At 75.3% G+C, this 19,631-nt stretch carries 15 protein-coding genes; 7 read left to right on the top strand and 8 right to left on the bottom strand.

Translation table 11 applies throughout. The features are described 5' to 3' along the window. The first annotated feature begins 20 nt into the window (after positions 1 to 20). The 3 genes from D0Z06_RS07125 to D0Z06_RS07115 all read left to right on the top strand — a co-directional run bounded on the left by D0Z06_RS07125 (position 21) and on the right by D0Z06_RS07115 (position 1,579). The gene (locus D0Z06_RS07125; RefSeq protein ID WP_117376645.1) at positions 21 to 923 is read left to right on the top strand and encodes a glycosyltransferase family 2 protein; all 903 of its coding nucleotides are present in this window, start codon (positions 21 to 23) and stop codon (positions 921 to 923) included. A gap of 88 nt (positions 924 to 1,011) precedes the next feature. Beyond that, a complete protein-coding gene (locus D0Z06_RS25275) occupies positions 1,012 to 1,278 on the top strand; it encodes a hypothetical protein (protein ID WP_117376644.1) in 267 nt (88 codons plus the stop codon). Between the two features lie 82 nt (positions 1,279 to 1,360). Next, positions 1,361 to 1,579 (top strand): hypothetical protein, encoded by a 219-nt coding sequence (locus D0Z06_RS07115; protein ID WP_147331989.1) that lies wholly within the window; start codon positions 1,361 to 1,363, stop codon positions 1,577 to 1,579. A 33-nt stretch (positions 1,580 to 1,612) separates the two neighbouring features. On the opposite strand, the gene D0Z06_RS07110 is transcribed toward D0Z06_RS07115, so the two are convergent. Both D0Z06_RS07110 and D0Z06_RS07105 read right to left on the bottom strand, forming a co-directional pair. Then, positions 1,613 to 4,585, bottom strand: coding sequence for an acetoacetate--CoA ligase (locus tag D0Z06_RS07110; RefSeq protein ID WP_117376642.1), 2,973 nt, complete (start codon positions 4,583 to 4,585; stop codon positions 1,613 to 1,615). After that, positions 4,582 to 5,229, bottom strand: a complete 648-nt coding sequence (locus D0Z06_RS07105; protein WP_158579901.1) for a 4'-phosphopantetheinyl transferase family protein — start codon at positions 5,227 to 5,229, stop codon at positions 4,582 to 4,584. The genes D0Z06_RS07110 and D0Z06_RS07105 overlap by 4 nt, the downstream gene beginning before the upstream one ends. Before the next feature lie 317 nt (positions 5,230 to 5,546). Here D0Z06_RS07105 and D0Z06_RS07100 point away from each other — a divergent pair, with 317 nt between their 5' ends. Both D0Z06_RS07100 and D0Z06_RS07095 read left to right on the top strand, forming a co-directional pair. Next, positions 5,547 to 8,156 (top strand): alpha/beta fold hydrolase, encoded by a 2,610-nt coding sequence (locus D0Z06_RS07100; protein ID WP_147331987.1) that lies wholly within the window; start codon positions 5,547 to 5,549, stop codon positions 8,154 to 8,156. Positions 8,157 to 8,538: 382 nt separating this feature from the next. Next, complete coding sequence (locus tag D0Z06_RS07095; RefSeq protein ID WP_117376639.1) at positions 8,539 to 9,540, top strand: glycosyltransferase family 2 protein; 1,002 nt, start codon at positions 8,539 to 8,541, stop codon at positions 9,538 to 9,540. Between the two features lie 61 nt (positions 9,541 to 9,601). Here the strand turns inward: D0Z06_RS07095 and D0Z06_RS07090 are convergent, their stop codons facing one another. After that, positions 9,602 to 10,726, bottom strand: coding sequence for a glycoside hydrolase family 16 protein (locus D0Z06_RS07090; RefSeq protein ID WP_158579900.1), 1,125 nt, complete (start codon positions 10,724 to 10,726; stop codon positions 9,602 to 9,604). A 315-nt stretch (positions 10,727 to 11,041) separates the two neighbouring features. On the opposite strand from D0Z06_RS07090, the gene D0Z06_RS07085 reads away from it, so the two are divergent. Together D0Z06_RS07085 and D0Z06_RS07080 are read left to right on the top strand one after the other, a co-directional pair. Next, positions 11,042 to 11,839 carry a glycoside hydrolase family 16 protein gene (locus D0Z06_RS07085; RefSeq protein ID WP_158579899.1) on the top strand — a complete coding sequence of 266 codons (798 nt, stop codon included), beginning with the start codon at positions 11,042 to 11,044 and terminating at the stop codon, positions 11,837 to 11,839. An 80-nt stretch (positions 11,840 to 11,919) separates the two neighbouring features. Beyond that, positions 11,920 to 12,864, top strand: coding sequence for an endonuclease/exonuclease/phosphatase family protein (locus tag D0Z06_RS07080; protein WP_158579898.1), 945 nt, complete (start codon positions 11,920 to 11,922; stop codon positions 12,862 to 12,864). A gap of 27 nt (positions 12,865 to 12,891) precedes the next feature. Here D0Z06_RS07080 and D0Z06_RS07075 read toward each other — a convergent pair whose 3' ends face one another. From D0Z06_RS07075 to D0Z06_RS07055, 5 genes are read right to left on the bottom strand one after another with little or no spacing between them, the layout of a single operon-like run. After that, positions 12,892 to 14,724 carry a hypothetical protein gene (locus D0Z06_RS07075; protein ID WP_117376635.1) on the bottom strand — a complete coding sequence of 611 codons (1,833 nt, stop codon included), beginning with the start codon at positions 14,722 to 14,724 and terminating at the stop codon, positions 12,892 to 12,894. Continuing rightward, positions 14,721 to 15,128 carry a hypothetical protein gene (locus D0Z06_RS07070; protein ID WP_117376634.1) on the bottom strand — a complete coding sequence of 136 codons (408 nt, stop codon included), beginning with the start codon at positions 15,126 to 15,128 and terminating at the stop codon, positions 14,721 to 14,723. Before D0Z06_RS07070 ends, D0Z06_RS07075 begins: the two co-directional genes overlap by 4 nt. Further along, on the bottom strand, positions 15,125 to 15,733 hold the full coding sequence (locus D0Z06_RS07065) for an acyltransferase (protein ID WP_233517508.1): 609 nt from the start codon (positions 15,731 to 15,733) through the stop codon (positions 15,125 to 15,127). The genes D0Z06_RS07070 and D0Z06_RS07065 overlap by 4 nt, the downstream gene beginning before the upstream one ends. Then, positions 15,730 to 17,049: a lipopolysaccharide biosynthesis protein gene (locus tag D0Z06_RS07060; protein WP_117376633.1), complete on the bottom strand. Its 1,320-nt coding sequence runs from the start codon at positions 17,047 to 17,049 to the stop codon at positions 15,730 to 15,732. Before D0Z06_RS07060 ends, D0Z06_RS07065 begins: the two co-directional genes overlap by 4 nt. Then, on the bottom strand, positions 17,046 to 19,601 hold the full coding sequence (locus D0Z06_RS07055; RefSeq protein WP_117376632.1) for a glycosyltransferase: 2,556 nt from the start codon (positions 19,599 to 19,601) through the stop codon (positions 17,046 to 17,048). The genes D0Z06_RS07060 and D0Z06_RS07055 overlap by 4 nt, the downstream gene beginning before the upstream one ends. Positions 19,602 to 19,631 lie beyond the last annotated feature (30 nt).

Genomic DNA, 19,631 nt, shown 5'->3' with positions numbered 1-19,631 from the left:
GACAGCACGAAGGCAGAGGAATGACCGACCACTCGTACCGCGACGCCCGGCCGAACGCCGAGGTCGTCCTCCACCCCAGCGTCTTCCCCACCGCTGCCCGCGCCGTCGCGCCCCGGGTCAGCGTCGTGATCCCGACCTACAACGAGGCCAAGAACCTCCCCCACGTCTTCGCGGCCATCCCCGCGGACGTGCACGAGGTGATCGTCGTCGACGGGCACAGCGTCGACGGCACGATCGAGGTCGCGCGGTCCCTGCGCCCTGACGTCCGCATCGTGCTGCAGAACCGGCACGGCAAGGGCAACGCCATGGCCTGCGGCTTCGCCGAGGTCACCGGCGACGTCGTCGTCATGCTCGACGCCGACGGCTCGGCCGACCCGGCGGAGATCGAGCGGTTCGTCGCGGCGCTGGTCGCCGGCGCCGACTTCGCCAAGGGCAGCCGGTTCGCCCCCGGCGGCGGCAGCACCGACATCACGGCCCTGCGCCAGTGGGGCAACCGCTGGCTCAACCGGATCGCCAACGCCCTGTTCGGGACGTCGTACACCGATCTCTGCTACGGCTACAACGCCTTCTGGGCGCACTGCCTGCCGGCGCTGGAGCTCGACCCCGGCACCCGGACCCACGACGGCAAGCTGTGGGGCGACGGGTTCGAGATCGAGACGATCATCAACACCCGCATGGCCAAGGCCGGGATGCGGATCACCGAGGTCCCGAGCTTCGAGTTCCCCCGCGTCCACGGCATCAGCAACCTCAACACCTGGCGGGACGGCTTCCGGGTGCTGCGCGCGCTCGCCGTCGAGCGGTGCAACGCCAAGGGCCGCCGCGTCCCGGTGACGCCGGTGCAGCTGCCGGTAGCCCGGCCGGCGGCGGACGAGGTGCCCGCAGCGGCCGAGGCCGCCGCGGAGCGGGCCGGCCGGACGGCGTGACCCTGCTCCGCCCCGGCACGGGGGCGGGGCGGAGCAGGGGCGCGCCTGCTCCCACCTGCGCAGGCGCAGGTGGTGGCAGGATGGGGGCATGGTGGCGTCGTCCGGCCCGAGCCGGCGTCCGGCGCACCTCCGGGTCGTGGGGGAGCTGCCGCCGACCCGGGGCGGGACGACGCCACCGTGCCGCCGCTGCGGGCACTGCCGCGCGGCGCACGAGCACCACCGCGCGGGTGCCGACTGCGCGTTCTGCACCTGCGAGCGCTACCAGCGGCTCCCGGTCCGCGCCGTCCTGGCGGCGCGGGCGCTGACCACCGTGACGGGTGGGGCCGCTGCGGCCGCTCACTCCTCCGGACGGTGAGTAAGTAGTCGACTGCGCAGCGAAGTCGTACTCTGAGCTGCCGCCAGGCCCACCCGGGCAGGCCCGCAGCCCAGGAGGTCCCATGGAGCCCGCCCGTCGAGCCGTGATCACCGGCAACACCGCGCTCGCGCAGCCGGTGCCCGCCCCGGCGCTCGTCCCGCAGACCGGCGCGGCCCCCTGCCGCGGCTGCGGCCACGGCCGGCAGGCCCACCAGCACTACCGCCGGGGGACCGATTGCGCCCACTGCACCTGTGGTCGGTACCGGCGCTCGCTGCTCGCCCGGCTGTTCAGCGCCCGCTGACGAGCGGTCCGGCGCCCCGGGGCGCCGGACCTGTCACCGCGCCGGGGCCGCCAGCGCCGCGTCCAACCGCGCGGCGAGCTCGGGGGTGTGCTCGCCGCTGAGCAGGACGTGGTGGGAGCCGGGGATGGAGACGACCCGCAGGTCCGGCGCGACCCGGCGCCACACGAAGAGCAGGTTCGCGATCACCGGCACCCGGAAGCGGGCCCGGAAGTACGTGACCCGCCCGGCGTAGGGCCTCAGCCGGTAGGCGTTGAAGACCCGGTACGCGGCCGCGAACGTCTCCCGCTCCTCGTCCACCGGGGAACTGCCCCGGCCGAGGCGGCGGCGCAGCACACCGCGCACCGTGTCCTCGACCATGCCCGGAACGACCAGCGCGATCCACCAGGCCACCGTGCGCATCGTCCGGGACGTGCGGGTGAGGTGGCCGAACGGGGGTTCGGTGTCGATGAGGCCCAGGAAGGTGACCTCGCGGCCCGCGGCGGTGAGCCGGCGGGCCATCTCGTAGGCCACCAGCCCACCGAAGGAGTAGCCGGCCAGCCGCACGTCTCCCTCGGGGGCCGTCTGCTGCACGGCCGCGACCAGCGGGGTGGCGATGTCCTCGATCGTCACGCCCTCGCGCGCCGCGATCCGCGGGTCGGAGGTCAGGCCGTAGACCGACGCCGGGGTCCGCAGGGCGTCGACCATCGTGCGGTAGATGTCCACGTCGCCGAGGTAGCCGTGCACGAGGAAGAGCGGGGGCACGGCCGGGTCCCCGCGGCGCAGGGCCTCGCACGCCGACTGCGCCGTGGCGCCGGCGGACAGTGCCCGGATCACCCCGCTCACCGAGGGGTCGACGAGGAAGTCCCCCAGGAGCAGCGGCCGGTGCAGCTCCATGCGGAGCCGCCGCATCAGCGTCATGGTCTGGCGCGAGGTGCCGCCGGCGTCGAAGAAGTCGGCGTCGTCGGGGACCGGCCCGCCGAGCACCTCGGCGAACACCCGCGAGACCACGGCTCGGGCGCCGTCCCCCTCAGCCGTCGTCGCCGCCGTGGCCGCGGCCACCTCCTCCTGCGCCCGCCGGGCGGCTCGGGCGATCGACTCCAGCGCTCGGGGGTTCCGAAGCGCGGAGACGTTGCGGACGGGCTCCCCCTCCAGGACCGAGCGCACGGCGCTGTCCGAGCGCTTGCCGTTGTGGGTCATCGGGATCTCGTCGACAGCGAGGATCACCGACGGCACGTGCGCCGGCGATCCCTCCCGCCGCAGCGTCGCCCGGATCGTGCGGCTCAACGCGTCGTCGAGCTCGTGGCCGGACTGCAGCACCAGGAGGAGGACTATGCGGCTGCTCCCGGGCGCCGCCGGGTCGGAGGTCTCCACGGCGATCGCGTCGGCCACGCCGGGCACGGCCCGCACGATGGTGTAGACCTCCGACGGGCCGATGCGGATGCCGTTGACGTTGAGCACCCCGTCCGAGCGGCCGTGGAGCCGGGAGGACCCGTCCGCGTCGATCTCGATGCGGTCCCCGTGGGTCCACGCGCCCGGGTGCTGGTCGAAGTAGGCGGCGCGGAACCGTGCGCCGTCGGGGTCCCGGAGGAATCGCACGGGCCGGGACGGGAACGGGTTGCGGCAGACGAGCTCGCCGACCTCGCCGAGCACCGGGCGCCCGTGGTCGTCGACCGCGGCCACGTCCAGGCCGAGGCTGATCGACTGGCAGCGTCCCGGGCGCACCGGTACCTCCGGGTGGCCGAGCACGAAGCAGCCGACGATGTCCGTGCCGCCCGAGATGGACTGCACCGGCACCGGACCGACGTTCTCCGCCACCCACGTGAACTGCCAGTCGTGCAGCACCGCGCCGGTCGAGAGGACGGCGCGCACCGCGCTGACGTCGACGGCATCCCGCGGCACGTAGCCCTCGTCCTGGCACAGCTGCAGGTAGGCAGGGCTGGTGCCGAGGACGGTGACGCCGTGCTCGGCCGCGAGGCGCCAGATCGTCTCGGGGCCGGTGACGGGGCCGTCGTAGACGACGACGTGCGCACCGACCGACAGCGCCGACAGCTGCCAGTTCCACATCATCCAGGCCGTGGTGGTGTGGAAGTACAGCGTGTCCGTGGGGCGGAGGTCGACGTGCAGGCGGTGCTCCTTGACGTGCTCGAGGAGCGAGCCCCCGATCCCGTGCACCATCGCCTTGGGCGGGCCCGTCGTCCCGGAGGAGAAGAGGACCCACAGCGGGTCGTCGAAGGCCATCCGCGGCCAGTCCGGTCCCGGGTCGTCGACCGGGACCGCGGACACGAGGTCGGCCAGGCGCGCCACCTCGAGGCCGGGCAGCACCGGCATCGGCTCCCGGTCGAGCACCAGCACCCGGCGGTTCGTCGGCAAGGCCGCCACAAGGTCGCGCAGGACGCCGTCCGCCGACTCCTGCCCACCCCCCAGGCCGGTGCGGTCGACCAGCAGCGTGCTCGCGCCGACCTGGCCGAAGCGCCCCAGCAGGGTGCTGGTCCCCATGTCGGGGGTGGCGGTCGACAGCGCCGCTCCCAGTCCGGCCACGGCGAGCGCCGCGACGGCGATCCGGGCGTTGTTGGCCGAAACGGCCGCCACCGTGTCACCGGCGCGCACCCCGGCACCGGCCAGGGCGCGCGAGGTCCGGCGGGCGGCCGCGCGCAACTCGGCCCGGGTCAGCCGCTCGGACGAGCCGTCGCCGTGCACCGAGGTGAGCGCCGGTGCCGCGTCGTCGACGCCGGGCAGCGGGCGGAGCAGGTTCTCGGCGTAGTTGAGACGGAGGCCCGGGAAGAACCGGGCGGACCACACGTCGTCCCCCGTGCTCACCGGCTCGGCGGCGCCCTCCCAGGCCAGGTCCGCCCAGTCGAGGAAGGTGCGCCAGAAGCCGCGGTACGACGCGACCGACCACTCGTGCAGCGCCGTCGCCGTGGGCAGCGGCCGGCCGGCCACGGCCTCGCACCGGGACCGGAGCTCCCGGATCTGCGGTTCCTGATCCCGGCGGCGCGAACCGGCCGGTGCCGAGCGGAGGTCCGTCATGGCCGTCCTCCCGGGGTCAGTGGCACGGGCACGAGCACGTCCGGTCCCGGCGGAGCCGCTGCGGCGAGGCTCGCGACGTACCCGACCGGGACCCGGACCGGTGCGAGGTGGAGACCGGCCGACCGACCGCGGTCGGCGATCGGCGTCACGAGGTCGACGGGGAAGCGGCGCAGACCGGTTCCCCGGGCCTTGGCCATCGCCTCCTTCTGCGTCCACGCCCGGGTGACGGCCCTGGCCCGCCGGCCGTGCGGCAGCGACCGGAGACGGGCCAGCTCCTCTGCGGCGAGCCAGCCCTCGTCCGAAGCCCCGCCGGCGTCCTCGTCGCGGTGGCGTTGCACGTCCACCCCGACGGGGCGGTCCCGCGACACGGCCAGGAGGGCGAGGTCCCCGCTGGCCGAACAGGAGAACTGCAGGCCGGCGCCGGGCAGGTGGGGGCGGTCGCCGTCGGTGCGCAACGGGACGTCGGCCGGTGCTACCCCGAGCAGCCCCCCGAGCACCCGGCGGAGCCCGGCGCGGACGAGGACGCGGCGCCGGTGCACGGCCGGCGTGCCCCGGGCGGCCCGTGCCCGCTCGCCGGCGTCCAGGCACTCCGTCGCCACCTCGGCGTCCCACCCGGCATCGGCCAGGTCGAGGGAGCGCACCACGACGGACAGGGTCTCCGTGGCTCCTGTGACTCGCCATCTCATCACGTTGCGTGCACACCCCTCGTCGCCCCGTGGCGGCGAACGCCAAGGTACGGGGCCGCTGCCCGCCTGCCAAGCAGCTGCCGCGCCTCGAGGTCCCTACGGACAGTGATCGGTCGAACGGATTCCGGCGGTCTCCCGCGGTGTCCCCGCGCCGACCAGTGTGCGTCTTTTCCCGCACGCCGTGGCGCTCCGTACACGATCGTGTGAGGTGGATCTGGCCGGATGCACCGGCGGCTAGGGTTGCCGCGTTCCGATGCGCAGGAGAAGCGGTGCACATGACAGTCCCGACGTTCGACCCGTCCACGGCGGCCGGCTCCCCGGTCGGCGGACGCACCGTGGGCGAGGTCCTCGTGGCCGTAGCGGCCCAGCACCCCGGCACCACGGCGGTGAGCGGGCCGGGCGTCAGCCTGACCTTCGGCGAGCTGGCCGCGCGTGCGACAGCTGCTGCCGACCGGTTGATCGGCCGGTTGCCGTCCGACGGACGACCCGACGCGCCCGTGGCCGTCCTGGCCACGCCCTCGGTCGGCCTCGTCGTCGCGGCGTCCGGCGTGGTCCTCAGCGGGCGCCCGCTCGTCATCCTCGACCCCCAGCTGCCGGCCGGGCGCCTCCAGCAGATCCAGGAGATGGCCGGGGCCGCCCTGTGCGTCGTGGAGGAACGCCTCGCCGAGCAGGCGGCCACCGCAGGCGGCTTCCCCGCGGTGACGGACCTCGACGACCTCATCGCACCCCCCGCTTCCCCGGGCGGTGGTCCGGGAACGCGGCCGGCCGCCTCGCGACCGGACCCGGAGGGGCCGGCGACGATCGTGTTCACCTCCGGCTCCACCGGCCGGCCGAAGGGCGTGGTCCACACCCACGCCTTCCTCGTCGCGGAGGCGGCGATCACCGGGCGGCACGCCGGCCTGACCGCTCATGACCGCTTCGGCCTCGTCCTGCCGCCGTCCTTCGCGCTCGGCGAGCACGCGCTCCTCGGCGCCCTGCTCAACGGGATCGGCGTGCACGTCTACGACCCCCGGGTCCTCGGCCTCCGGGGTCTGCCGGCCTGGCTGGCCGAGCAGCGCGTCACCGCGCTGACGATGACCCCGTCGCTGCTGCGGGCGCTGTCCGGGGCCATGCCGACCGGCGGCCGCCTCGAGGAACTCCGACTGGTCATCACGGCCGGGGAGGCCCTGCAGGGGCGTGACGTCCGCACCGCCCGGGAGCGGCTCGGCCCGGTCACCGTGGTCAACCACCTCGGCTCCTCCGAGACGGGTCAGCTCACCTTCGGGCCGATCGCCCCCACCGACCCCGTCCCGGACGGTCCCGTCCCCGCCGGTCGGGTCGTGGAGGAGAAGGAGATCCAGGTCCTCGGGGACGACGGGGCGGTCCTGCCGCAGGGCGAGGTCGGGACGATGCACGTCCTCGGTGCCCACCTCGGCTCGTACCTGGGAGGCGGGCCGGACGGCCCCTACGGCCGGGCCGAGGACGGCCGTGCCTCCTTCCGCACCAGCGACCGCGGCCGGTACGACGAGCACGGGGTGCTCCACCAGCTGGGCCGTGCCGACGACGCGGTCAAGGTCAACGGCTACCTGGTGGAGCCGGCGGAGGTGGAGACCGCCCTGCGGGCAGCGCAGGGGGTGGCCGACGCGTCGGTCGTCGCCGTGCGGACCGACACCCGGACCCACCTCGTCGGCTACGTGGCCCCGAGCACCGATCAGCGAACGCCGTCACCGGCGCAGCTGCGCCGCGAGCTGGCAGCCCGGCTGCCGAGCTGGATGGTCCCGGCCGAGCTGGTCCTGCTGGACGAGCTGCCGCGCAACGAGCGCGGCAAGGTCGACCGTGCGGCGCTGCCCCGGCCGCAGCGCCCGGACCCCGTGCCGCCGGAAGGGCACTGGGAGCAGGTCGTCGCAGGGCTCTTCGAGTCCGTGCTCCACCGGACCGGCGTCGGGCGGGACGAGACGTTCACCGCGCTGGGCGGCGACTCCCTCGGGGTCGAGGAGCTGCTCACCCGGCTCGCCGAGGAGCACGGGGTCGTCCTGACCTCCGCGCACGTCGCCGAGAGCCCCACGGTCCGGCAGCTCGCCGCGCGCGTGGCCGACCACCGCGAAGGCGGTGGGACAACCCGATCCGGGGTGAAGCCGCAGCGCCAGCACGGGAGCGTCGTCGAGCTGCGGGGGACGGGGTCGCGCCCCCCGGTCCTCTGCTTCGCCGGTGCCGGGGCCGGTGGCCAGGCGTTCCTGGCGCTGGCCGAGGCTCTGGGTGCCGACCAACCCGTCTACGCCTTCCAGCCGCACGGATTCGAGGACTGGACGCTGCCCGACTACTCCATCGGCATGGCGGCGCGCCGGCACCTGCGCCGGCTGCGGAGCATCCAGCCGACGGGGCCCTACCGGTTGGTGGGGCACTCCATGGGCGGCCTGATCGCGCTGGACGTGGCCCGCCGGCTCACCGAGGACGGCGAGACCGTCGCCTCCGTGACGCTGGTCGACACCGTGCTCCCGCAGCGCCTGGTCGACCGCGCATGGCGGGCCGACGTCCCGGCGGACGGGTCGCGCCCGGCCGTCGCGCCGCTGCCGGGGGACGACAAGTACGGCCCTCCGGCGACGAGGCGGGAGCTCTGGCGGCGCCGCGCCCTGGCGCTCGGCGCCGCGGTCCTGCCCCCGTCGTCGGGAGGACGTACTGAGGGGATGCTCGAGCTCGGCGTCCGCGTCGCGCTCATGCACGGCCCGCGGAACTGGCCGGGCCGGGCGGCGGTGTTCGTCAGCCACCTCAACGAGACGAGCCTGGTCGTCTGGCGGCAGGTGATGACGGGCGAGGCCACGTTCACGACCCTGCACGGCGAGCACAACTCCCTCCTGCGCCAGCCGTTCATCCAGCGCATCGCGGACAGCGTCGCGGCTGACGTCTGACCCGCACCCGCGCGACGGCGCCCGGCCGCGGCTGGCTCCTCCCCACGGACGTGGCTGCGTGGGCAGGAACACACGGGCGGGGGCGCCGGACGGCGGTCCCGCGCGGACCCCCAGGTCGGTGCCGCACCGGCCGTGCGGGTGCGGTGCCCTGACTCCTCGGCATGCCTCCCGGCAGCGCTCCGCGGCGCATGACCTCCGCCACGAGGAAGAGCGGCCCAGGTCGGTCACGGTTAGGGTCGGAAGCCTCACGTCTCGTGATCCACGGACACGGGAACGGGTCGGACGACCCATCCGGCGACACCGTCGTCGTCGGCGCTCACCACGCGCGGGAGACCCCCGGTCCCCGGGCGATGTCGACGCCGAACGGCGCGGGAGGCCGACCATGCCGACAACCCCATCCACCCCAGCCGCCTACCCGGTCACCACCGGGGCGACCCCGGCGTACCGGTGCTCCCCGGAGTCGACGGTCTCCGTCGTCATCGCCTGCTACACCGAGGCGCGGTGGGCAGGCCTCGAGGCCGCCGTCCGCTCCGCCCTGGAGCAGGAGCGGCGCCCGCTGGAGGTCGTCGTCGCCGTCGACCACGCACCCGCGCTGCTGGACCGGGTGGCGCGCGCGTTCCCGGAGGTCCGCGTCGTCCCCAACACCGCCTCGCCCGGCGCGTCCGGGACCCGCAACGCCGGGGCCCGGGCCGCGCGGGGGGACGTGGTCGCCTTCCTGGACGACGACACCCGGGCTGCGCCCACCTGGCTGACGCATCTCGTCCGCGGGCTGGAGGAGACGTCGGGAACCGTGGGTGCCGGGGGCCGCGTGGCCGCCGACTGGCCCGGCGGCGTCGCGCCCCGCTGGTTCCCGCCGGAGTTCCTGTGGGTCGTCGGCGCCAGCTACGAGGGGATGCCCACGGGGCGCGCGGAGGTGCGCAACGTGTGGAGCGAGAGCATGGCCGTCCGGCGGGAGGACTTCCTCCGGGTCGGCGGCTTCCGCGACGGCTTCGGGAAGCTCGGGGGCGACTCCAGCCCCGAGGACACGGAGTTCTGCATCCGTGCGGCTGCCGCGACCGGCCGCTCCTGGTTGTACGTCCCCGACGCCGAGATCGTCCACGACGTCCCCGCTTCCCGCGCCACCTGGCGGTACTTCGTGCGCCGGTGCCACGCCGAGGGCCGGGGCAAGGCCGAGATGGCCGCGCTGGAGGAGGGGACCGCGCTCACGGCGGAGCGTGGGCACGTCCTCGGCGCGATCCCCCGCGGCATGTGGCGCGACGCCCGCCGGCTCCTCCGGGGTGACCGCTGGGGCCCGGCCCGGGCGGTCACCGCGGGAGCGGGCCTGCTCGCCGCGGCTTCCGGGTACCTCGCGGGGCGGAGGGCCGCGGTGCGTGCCGCAGCCTGACCGGAGGGCTCCGCCTCGGGCGTCGCCGGCGCCCCGCGGGGCCGGCGACGCCCGGGACGGGTCAGGCCGGGGCGTAGATCGTCACCCAGTCGACCTGCATGGTCGTCGTCCCCGGGTTGCCGACGCCGCACCCGAACGCCCCACCGCCGCCCTGGCAGCCGCCCGGCTGGGTCTGGAGCGCGAGGTGCATCGGCTCGCTCGGCACGCCCTGGTGCTCCGTCGTCGCCCACGGCCGGCCGTCCAGGGTGTAGACGATCCGCCCGGGGGACCACTCGACCCCCATGGTGTGCCACTGCGTCAGGTCGACGGCGACCCGCTCGCCGACCATCGAGTCGTCCGAGCCGTAGTGCAGGGTGGCGGTCGTGCCGCTGCGGTCGCCCCCCGCGTCCTCGGCGAAGTCGATCTCCGGCGGCCAGCTGGGGCCGTCCGGCCAGAGGAGTGCGGCGTACTTGATCTCGTCGCTGGCGTCGATGCGGAAGCGCACCTCCCACTTGCCGTACGTCTGGCCGATGCGGCTGGCCAGGCCACCGCTCACCCACTGGCCGTTCTGCAGGTTGTTCCGGAGGTTGAGGAAGCCGTCGCTGACCTGCACCTGGGACGGGGACCAGGTCCCGTACGGCGACCCGCCCGGCTGGCCGGAGTAGGTGCGCCACTGGGAGCCCAGGGTCGAGCCGTCGAAGTCGTCGGAGAAGACCTGCCGCCAGCCGGCGACGTCGCCCGTCGGGGCGTTCCCGGCCGCCCCCGTCGCCGTCGACGAGGGCGTCGGGGCGGGGGTGGCAGCGGCGGGGGCGGGTGCGGGGGCGGGGCTCGAGCCGGCCTGCTGCGGGGCTGTCTCGGCCTCGGGCGCCGGTGCCGGGGCCTGCGCGGAGGGGGAGGAGGGTGCCGGCGGCGCGGTCGACCGCCCGGACGCCGCCCGCTGCGCCCGCTCGGCCCGGGCGGCGTCCCAACGGCTGGAGCTGGTGCGTTCCTGCCGGTGCGACCGGTCCCGGGAGCCGTCCCGGCCGGCGTCGCGCCACCAGGAGGCGTCCTCGATGGCCGGCTCGGCCGTCGTCGTGGTCGCCGGTGCGTCGAGGGCCAGCCCGGTCAGGCTGCCGACGGCGGTGACGGCGGCGGCCACGGCGACCAGCCGGAAGGAGGCCCGTCTAGTTACAGGCCGATACTGGCCGGACACACTTCGTGGTGACATGACTCCGAGTAAACATGTCGACACGAAGAGCCGTGAAGTCTCGACAGGAACGGGGACCGCGTTTCGGCTCCCCTGTGCACCGCCCGTCCCGCTCGTCCCGTCCGTCACAGCCCGGGCAGCGCAGTCGGTCGCGGCGACGTCCGCCCGGCCGGGCGTGCGGGGCGATGGTCGTCGCCCGATGTGGTGTGATGCGTCTCCTCGCCCCGTCTGCGCTGGTCGCGCAGGTATCGTCGAGTCATCATGTCCTCGCTCGCCCCGGCAGACGGCGGTCCTGCTGTCGCCGTCCGCTCTCGCCGTCGGCGTCCGGGTTCGCGCGTGGTCCGGGCGGTCCAGGCGGCCGCCCTGGCGGTGCTGCTCGCCTCCTGCTCCTCCGACGTCCCGGACGAGCCGGCGGCTGTGGTGGACGACACGGCGCGGCCGGACACCCCGACCGCGAGCTCCACGCCCGCCGAGCCGACCACGGCGGCCGAGCGCTTCGGTTGGCACCCGCGCGGTGGTGACGAGTTCGACGCCGGGGGTCTCGACCTGTCGAAGTGGCGGCTCTACGGCGGAGCCGGGTCCAGCGGGATCGGGATCCGGGCCCCCGAGGCCGTGTCGGTCCGCAACGGGAACCTGGTGATCACCGGGTGGCGGGAGTACGCCGGCGGCGTCGCCTGGCACGCTCAGCCGGCCACCACCTACGGCCGGTGGGAGTTCCGGGCCCGGGTCGAGGAGGGCACCGGCTACGCGCCCGCGATCCTGCTGTGGCCGGACTCCGACAACTGGCCGGTCGACGGCGAGATCGACGTCATGGAGGTCGTCGCGGGCGACCGCCAGGAGAACCACACGACCGTCCACTACGGCGCCGACCACCAGCGGATCGACCAGACGGTCCCGGGTGACTTCACCGACTGGCACACCTACGCGGTGGACTGGCAGTGGGACCGCATCACCGTCTACATCGACGGCGAGGAGGTCTTCCGGACCACCGAGCCCGCCGCCATCCCGCACGGACCGATGCACCTGGCCGTTCAGCTCGACGTGGGACCGCAGGGCACGTGGATCCCCGCTCCGGACGCGACGACCCCGGAGACGGTGAGCCTCTACGTGGACTGGGTCCGGATGTACCACTGAGGGCCTCCGGTCCCGCCCTCGGGCAGCCGGGTGCGGACGCCGGCCCGCCGAGGCAGCGCAGAGGACGACGTGCCGCCGGCGTGCTCGGGGCCTCCGGTGGGCTGGCCGCGGCGCTCGGGCTCGCCGCGCACCACTACCCCTCGGGGAGCAGCACCACCGTCGCGGTGAGCGCCTTCTCCTCGTACCTCGTCGCGCTGGCCCCGCTCTCGGCCCTGCTCCTGCTCCTCGGGCGGCGGTGGATCGCCGCCGGGCTGGCCGCCGCGCTCACCGCCGGGGCGGTCGCCGCGCTCGCCCCCACCTACGCCGGGGACCAGGTGGCCACGGCCGGGCGGCCGCTGACGGTGCTGACGGCCAACGTGAAGCTGGGCCAGGCCGGTGCGGCGGGCGTCGTCGCGGCGGTGGAGCGCTCGGGGGCGGACGTCGTCCTCCTCCAGGAACTGACCCCCGCGCTCCGCCGGCAGCTGGCCGACGCCGGGCTGGACGCGGTGCTCCCGCACAGCGTGGTCGAGCCGTGGCCGGGGGCCGAGGGGATCGGGCTGTGGAGCCGGTACCGCCTGGCCGACGAGACCCGCCACGACGAGCTGACGTTCCCCGCGGTCTCGGCCCGCCTGGTCCTGGACGACGAGCAGCCCGGGCCCGTGGTGCTCACCCTGCACGCCGCCGGCCCGTGGCCGCAGGCGGCCGACGACTGGGTCCGGGACCTGGCCAAGCTCCCCGCCCTGCTGGACCGGGTGGCCCGCGAGGCCGACGTGCTCGGCTCCCCGGTCCTCATCGGCGGTGACCTGAACGCCACCTGGGGCAACGCGCAGTTCCGCGGCCTGCTGCAGGACGGCTACCGGGACGCCGCCGAGGTCCTCGGCGCCCCGTGGACCACCACCTTCCCGGCGGTGCCCCGGGCGCCCGCGCTCATCGGCATCGACCACGTCCTGGTCCGCGGCGCCGGGCCGCGGGAGCTGCGGACGGTCGGCATCCCTGGTTCCGACCACCGTGGCGTGGTGGCCACCGTGGTGCTGCCCGCCGCTTGAACCGCCCCGTCGGCGCGGGGGCGCCGGCTACTCCGGTGCGCCGCCCTCGTACTGCAGGACCACGGCGTCCTCGTTCTCGTAGAGGGTCGTCCACCCCGGCGCTCCGGTGGCGGCCTCCCGCAGCCGGTCCAGCGAGCCGTCGGCCAGCAGGCCGTAGTACTGGGCGTACTCCGCCATGCTCCGGGTGAGCACCAGGTAGGGGTCCTGCCCCTGGGTCGCCATGAACTCCTCGACCAGGGGGAGCCCGCCCTGGTCGAGCAGGTCCCCGTCCAGGCCGGCGAACTCGATGAGGTCCGGGTCACCGCCCGAGGACGGCACACCGAAGGCGTCGTAGTCGGCCGTCAGCCGCCCGGGCGCGTTCTGGGCGCCGATGACGAGGGTGCGGCGCTCCTCGCCGTTGTCGTAGAGCCACTGCATGGCCTGCACCTCCTCGTCGGAGAAGGTCGACCAGGCCAGGGTGCCGTGCAGGCCCTGGATGCTCGCCAGCGAGACCACGGTGAGGGCCACGGCCAACCCCGGCGCGACGAGCCGGCGCCACGGGATGCGCAGCACCGCCTGCGCGATCAGGAACGCGGTGAAGGGCAGGGAGAACAGGTAGACGCGGTAGATCGCCTCCCCGCCGTAGCTCTGCCCGAAGAGGACCAGGAACGGGGCGAAGGCCAGGGCGGCGGGCACGAGCACCCGCCCGGGCGCCCGCCAGGAGGCCACCACGGCGACGGCCCCCGAGAGCCAGATGCCGAGTGCGAGCGCCGAGGCGACCGTGCTGGTGAAGGCCTGGCCGGCGCTCCCGGTCGTCGTCGACACGACGCCCTCGGCGTTCTCCCAGAACCGCAGGCTGTCGAGCAGGCCGTAAGCGCTGTTGATGAAGTCGAAGCGCGGCATCAGGTAGAGCACCGCGATCGCGATGCAGCCCAGCGCCGTCCAGCGGGGCCGCACGGCCCCGAGCGCCGTCACGAGCACCAGGGCCACGATCACCATGTACGGCGACAGCTGGTGCGCGGTCGTCATCGCGGCGAAGACCACGAACAGCAGCACCAGGCCGACCCAGCGGTCGCCCCGGGACGCGACCGGCTCCGCCCCGCGCACCGACCACGCCTTGAGCCGGCGGAGCCACGCCGGCCCGCGGCGCCACCCGGTGGGGGTCCGGTGCAGCCAGGCCAGGACGACGAGGAAGCAGCCCGCGCTCAGGTGGAAGGCGTACGCCTGGGGCGAGAGGTAGGCGGTCCCCACCCACAGCGCGGCGTGGAACAGGAAGACCGTCAGGAAAGCCACCCGGCGGTCGTCGGCCAGGTGGCGCGCGATGGCGAACACCGGCAGGCACACCAGCACGCTGGAGACGAAGGGAGCCCACGCCGCCAGGGTGAGCGTCGAGATGCCGGTGAGCTCACCGAGGGCAGCGACCGCGGTGAACAGGGTGGGCCACTGCTGGTAGATGTCGCGGGGGTCGGTGACACCGTTGCCCTCGCGGAACCACTCGACGACCCCGAGGTGCTTGTAGGTCCAGGCGTACTCGGGGTTGCTGTAGAGGATCGGCACGGTGGCGTCGATGACCGCCACCAGCGCGAGGACCCCGGCGGCCAGCACCCAGGTGCGCCGCTGGTCGAACAGCTCCACGACGAACCCGAGGCACACCAGCGCCAGCCCGACGTAGAACAGCGGGCCCACCAGACCCAGCAGGCCGTACTCGGACCGCGCCGTGGTGTCGACCTGCGTCAGGCTCACCGCCCACCACACCAGACCGGCCAGGACGACCAGGGGTGCCTGCGCCCGGCGGGACGGCGACGGGGTGCGGCGCGCCGACCCGGTGCCGCCGCCGGTGCCGGCGTCCGGCGCGCCCGGGTTCGCGAGGGTGCGGGTCATCGGCCGGACCTCCGCTCGCGGAGCAGCGCCCCGGCGCAGGACGCGACCGTCGCGGCGGCCAGGACCACCAGCAGCGTCGTGGGCGACCACACGCCGCTCCAGCCCAGCACCGCCGAGCCCAGGCCCCACAGCGCCAGCGACACCACGGTGGTCATCGCCCACGACGTCGACTGGCGGGTGGTCGCCACGTGCGACATGACCGCCGCACCCGGTCCGGCGCAGACGAAGGCGAGCACGGTCACCAGCCGGACGGCCTCCGGGGCGCCGGACGCGGTCGCGACGACCGAGCCGACGGCGGTGGCGATGCCGACCCAGGCGACCAGGGACTGGGTGAACCGGTCGGCGCGGTCCAGGACGCGCTGCGGCGCGTCGGGCGGGCCCGCCGGTGTCGAGGTGGTGCTCATGCGGTCGCCTCTCCTCCTGGTGCCGGGTGCCCGCCGATCTCACGCACACGGCGGGCCGGGACACCGGCGTAGACGCCGCCGGGCCGGCAGTCGGCCGCGACCACCGCGCCCGCCGCCACGACGACGTCGTCGCCGATCGTCACGCCGGGCAGCACCGTGACGCGGGCTCCGAGCCAGACGCGGTCGCCGATCGACACCGGCAGGCCGGTGGCCTCCGGGCGCCAGGACCCGTCGGGGCCGCGGTGGTCCGAGGTGATGATCATCGACTGCATGCCGATCGCGCAGTCCGCGCCGATCGCCACGGGCGCGACGGCCTCGATGTAGCACTCCAGGTTCAGGTAGCTGCGCGCCCCGATCCGGACGTTGCGCGGCTCGCCCTCGAAGCGGCAGGCCGGACTCACCACGAAGGAGTCGACCGCCATCCCCCCGAGCCGCAGGAGCACGCGGCGCAGGACCTTGGGAACGGCGAAGGAGGCCGCCACGCGGTTGAACCACAGGTTGCGCAGGAAGATGCGCGCGTCCAGGCGCAGGGCCTGCAGCAGCAGCCCCGGACCGGGCCGGGGGCGCCGGGGGGAGGACCGCCGCGCGGCCGGGGTCGTGGTCACGGCGTGCTCCCGGGCCGGGCCGGCTCGGCCCCGGTCGCCGGCACCGGCGCTGCGCCGGCACCGGCGACCAGCTCCCGGTGCAGGCGCACCCCCACCGGCAGGACCGCCAGCGCGGTCACGGCCTCGCACACCAGGTACAGCAGCGCCAACCCCTCGAGGCCGAAGCTGTCCAGGCCCAGCGCACCCACTCCCAGGAACACCGTGGCCTTGACCGCGAGCGCCGTGACCAGCGGCTTGAGCCGCTTGCGCGACAGGCTGAGCGCGGTGAAGACGACGAAGCCCGCGGTGAAGGGGAAGGACAGCGCGACCAGGCGGAGCAGCGTCGTCCCCTGGTCGGCGTACTCCGAACCGAGCAGCGCGAGCACCAGGGGGGCGGCGGCCACGGTGACCGCGGTCGCGGCGAGGCTGACCGCCGCGGTGAGCCGCATGGACCGCCGCATCAGCCGGCGGAACGTGCTCGCGTCGGCGGAGTACTCGACCACGAAGGCCATGGCGATGCTCCACATCAGCGTGCCGAAGGCGACGCTGACGTACCAGGGCACGTAGAAGTAGGCCGCCGCCTCGCTGCCGAGCACGGCGGACACGAGCACGGGCGGCAGCAGCGTGATGCAGCTGTTCAGCGCGCTGGCGGCGTAGTCGCCGGCCACGAACCCCTTGATCGAGCCCCACCGGACGTCGGTCGACCCGGGGGACGTGGCCGCGTGCCGGGGGACCAGCCGGCGGAAGACGACGGTGTTGACCACCACGACCGCGAGCAGGGTGGGGACGACGAGCGCCGTGAGCGCGCCCCACTGCGCGGACAGCAGCACGAGGGGGAAGAGCAGGGCGACCCGGAGCAACCCGGCCAGCAGGTTCTCCAGGGGCACCCACACGGCGGCGCCGAGCGCGGTCAGGGCGCCGTCCTGGACCAGGAAGATGGCGTAGCAGAGGGTCGCGCCGACGAAGACCAGGGGGACGAACCAGTCGTCCCCCAGGATGGCGCTGCCGAAGCCCAGGGCGACGAACCCGAGGGTGACCGCCAGCCCGGTGATCAGCGCCAGGCCGTAGGCGCGGGCGATGAAACCGCCGGTCGCGGCCCCGGCGCCGGGGACGAAGCGCAGGAGCACGCTGATGATGTTCAGCTGCGCCAGCCCGGCCAGGAAGGTGATGGCCGACAGCGCCGACGAGGCCTGGCCGACCGCCGAGGCCGGGAGCATGCGGGCGGCCACGATCCAGAAGACGATGCCCAGGACCCCCGTGAGCACCGTGGACGCCATCAGGGCCACGGCGTTGAGCTCCATGGCCCGGCGTCTGCGCGGGGCCGCGGTGGCGGTCACGAGGTCTCCTTCGAGCGGGCGTGGAGGTAGGCGCGGGGTCCGGCGAGCATGCCCCGCAGCCGCAGCCGGCGGAGCTCCGCCGGGAGGCCCTCGAGCAGGGTGGTGACCCCCGGGTCCCGCGGGCGGAGCCGGCCACGTGCGACCGTGGCCGCGGCGTGCGCGAGCCCGACCAGGTGCCGGGGGTCGCGCACGACGAGAGCGGTCAGCAGCGCGGTGAAGCCCGTCCCGTAGCCGGCCATCTGCCGGGCCAGGTCCGCATCACTGCGCCGGTGCGCATGGCAGGTGACCGCCGAGGGCTCGTACCCGAGCTCCCGGCCGGACGCCAGCATGCGGACGACCATGTCGACGTCCTCGCCGCCGCACGTCGGTGTGCCGGTGCCGAGCGCCTCGTCGAAAGGCCCCTGGGCACGCAGCGCTGCCGCCCGGAAGGCCATGTTGGCCCCCATGAAGGTACCCAACTGGTAGAGGGAGTGCACGCGCACGGGGCCCGCAGCCCCGCTCCCGGGTCGCCGGACGCCCACCCGGTAGCGCGCCGGGTGCCACACCGGTCCCCGGGGCCGCTCGAGCCGGAAGGTCTCGGCGGTCAGCACCTTGGCCGCCCCACCGCTGTGCCGTTCGAACACCTCCTGGGCGGGGGTCTCCAGCTCGCTCGGGACCACGAGGCCGCCGAGGCCGTCGAGGGACGGTTCCGCGGCGAACCGCTCGGCCAGCGCCCGGAGCCAGTGGCGGTCGACCGTGACGTCGTCGTCGGTGAAGGCGATCACCTCGCCCGTGGCCTCGGCCACGCCGCGGTTGCGCGCGGCCGAGATCCCGGGCACCGGTTGCCGGAGCAGCCGCACGCGCGGGTCGGCGAGCTCCGGGACGTCGCCGGTGCCGCCGGGGGAGGTGGCCCGCCGGTTGTCGACGACGAGCACCTCGACCGGCGGGAGGTCCTGGCGCAGCAGCGCCTGCAGGCAGCGGGACAGCCCCTCCGGCCGCTCGAACATCGTGGGGATCACCACGGAGACGCCGGGCAGCGGGGACCCGGGGGCGAGCGGCGCGGGGGCGGGTGCGGCCTCCGCCAGTCGGCCGAGGGCCGCGGCGCGGGCCTCGGGGTCGAGCGCCTCGGGGAGCGGCAGGGTGGTCAGCGCCACCGGTCGGGTCCCCCGCCGCACGACGAGGTGAACCGCTGCGTAGCGCTCGGCGTCCACCTCGGCCAGGGTCCGGTCGGGGTCTCCGTCGAGGTCCCAGTGGACGACCTTGGTGGGCCGCCACCCGCTGGCGGCCGGGCGCTGCGGCGCGCCGTCCCCGGCTCGCCGGTCCCGTCGCCGCTGCCGCAGGTAGGCGGCCGGGCCGCGCAGCATGCCGGCCCGGTTGGCGGACAGGAGCTCGGTCGGGAAGTCCGTGGCGAGCCCGGAGACCCGCAGGCTGCTCGAGCTGGTCATGTCCCGCACGGCCCGCCCCGCGAGCGCGGCCAGCGGGAGGAGGACCCGGGGGGAGTCGACGACCAGGGAGGTGTAGAAGGCGGTCAGACCGGTCCCGTACCCCTCCATCTGCCGGCGCAGGCCGGCGAGGTCGCGGCGGTGGAAGTGCCGGGTGACGGCGCTGGGCCGGTAGAGGGTCGGTCGACCGGAGCGCAGGAGGTCGGTGAACACCCGCGTGTCCTCCGCGCCGTGGGTCAGGGTGCCGGCGCCGAGCGCGTCGTCGAACCCGCCGACCGCGTGCAGCGCGGAGGTGCGGAACGCCATGTTGGCGCCCACGCCGAACGGCGGGAGGGGGTACAGCGGGCTCTGCCGGTCCCCGCTGCCGCGCCCGAAGTCGGCCGGGGTGAACCCGCGGCCCTTGCTGTGCCCGCCGAACTGCTCGAACCAGACCTGCGCGCGGGTGGCCAGCTCGGCGGGGACGACCAGGCCGGAGACCGCGGCGGCCTCCGGCCGGTCGGCCAGCGCCCTGGTCAGCTCCGACAGCCACATCGGGTCGGCGACCTCGTCGTCGTCGATCCAGGCGACGACGTCGCCCTCCAGCGGCTCCCGCAACGCGCGGTTCCGGGCGCGGGAGAGGCCGGGCCGCGGCTCGACGACGTACCGGACGTCCAGCCGGCCGGCGAACCGGGCGACGACGTCCTCGGTGGCGCTGGTGACCGGGGCGTTGTCCACGACCCAGACGGCGAAGTCCGGGTGGTCCTGCGCCGCCAGGCTCTCCAGGCAGGCCGCGAGCGCGTCGGGCCGCTCCCGGGTGCACAGCACGACGCTGGCGCGACCGGCGGTGGCCAGGTGCTCGGCGTGCCGCGCGGCGAAGCCGGGGCGCTCGGCGCGGCGGCGGCGGACGAGCTCACCGAACCGGTGGTCGAGCGTCCGCTGCAGCTCCTCGGCCGGGATGCCGTGCTCCGGCAGCGGGAGGACCTCCCACCCCAGGGGCTCACCGTCGAGCCGGACCAGCAGCCACGCCTCGTCGGCGGTGCGGCCGTCCGGCCCCAGGCGGTGCAGCGGCCCGACCGGTCCGGAGAGCTCCACGTCCACGACGTGCGCCGCGACGGACCCGAGCGTCGGGCCGGTGTCCTCGAGCAGTGCCATCTCTGGGTCAGACCGTCCGTTCCCCCGGGT

Source organism: Geodermatophilus marinus, assembly GCF_003428645.1.
Classification (GTDB): domain Bacteria; phylum Actinomycetota; class Actinomycetes; order Mycobacteriales; family Geodermatophilaceae; genus Geodermatophilus.
The sequence above is the reverse complement of the archived record's forward strand: the minus strand, read 5'-3'. Positions and strand labels throughout refer to the sequence as shown.

Coding starts and splice junctions, on each gene's coding strand:
- D0Z06_RS07115 (WP_147331989.1), top strand. CDS start 1,361: ATGGAGCCCGCCCGTCGAGCCGTGATCACCGGCAACACCGCGCTCGCG.
- D0Z06_RS07095 (WP_117376639.1), top strand. CDS start 8,539: ATGCCGACAACCCCATCCACCCCAGCCGCCTACCCGGTCACCACCGGG.
- D0Z06_RS07055 (WP_117376632.1), bottom strand. CDS start 19,601: ATGGCACTGCTCGAGGACACCGGCCCGACGCTCGGGTCCGTCGCGGCG.
- D0Z06_RS07090 (WP_158579900.1), bottom strand. CDS start 10,726: ATGTCACCACGAAGTGTGTCCGGCCAGTATCGGCCTGTAACTAGACGG.
- D0Z06_RS25275 (WP_117376644.1), top strand. CDS start 1,012: ATGGTGGCGTCGTCCGGCCCGAGCCGGCGTCCGGCGCACCTCCGGGTC.
- D0Z06_RS07125 (WP_117376645.1), top strand. CDS start 21: ATGACCGACCACTCGTACCGCGACGCCCGGCCGAACGCCGAGGTCGTC.
- D0Z06_RS07110 (WP_117376642.1), bottom strand. CDS start 4,585: ATGACGGACCTCCGCTCGGCACCGGCCGGTTCGCGCCGCCGGGATCAG.
- D0Z06_RS07070 (WP_117376634.1), bottom strand. CDS start 15,128: ATGAGCACCACCTCGACACCGGCGGGCCCGCCCGACGCGCCGCAGCGC.
- D0Z06_RS07100 (WP_147331987.1), top strand. CDS start 5,547: ATGACAGTCCCGACGTTCGACCCGTCCACGGCGGCCGGCTCCCCGGTC.
- D0Z06_RS07075 (WP_117376635.1), bottom strand. CDS start 14,724: ATGACCCGCACCCTCGCGAACCCGGGCGCGCCGGACGCCGGCACCGGC.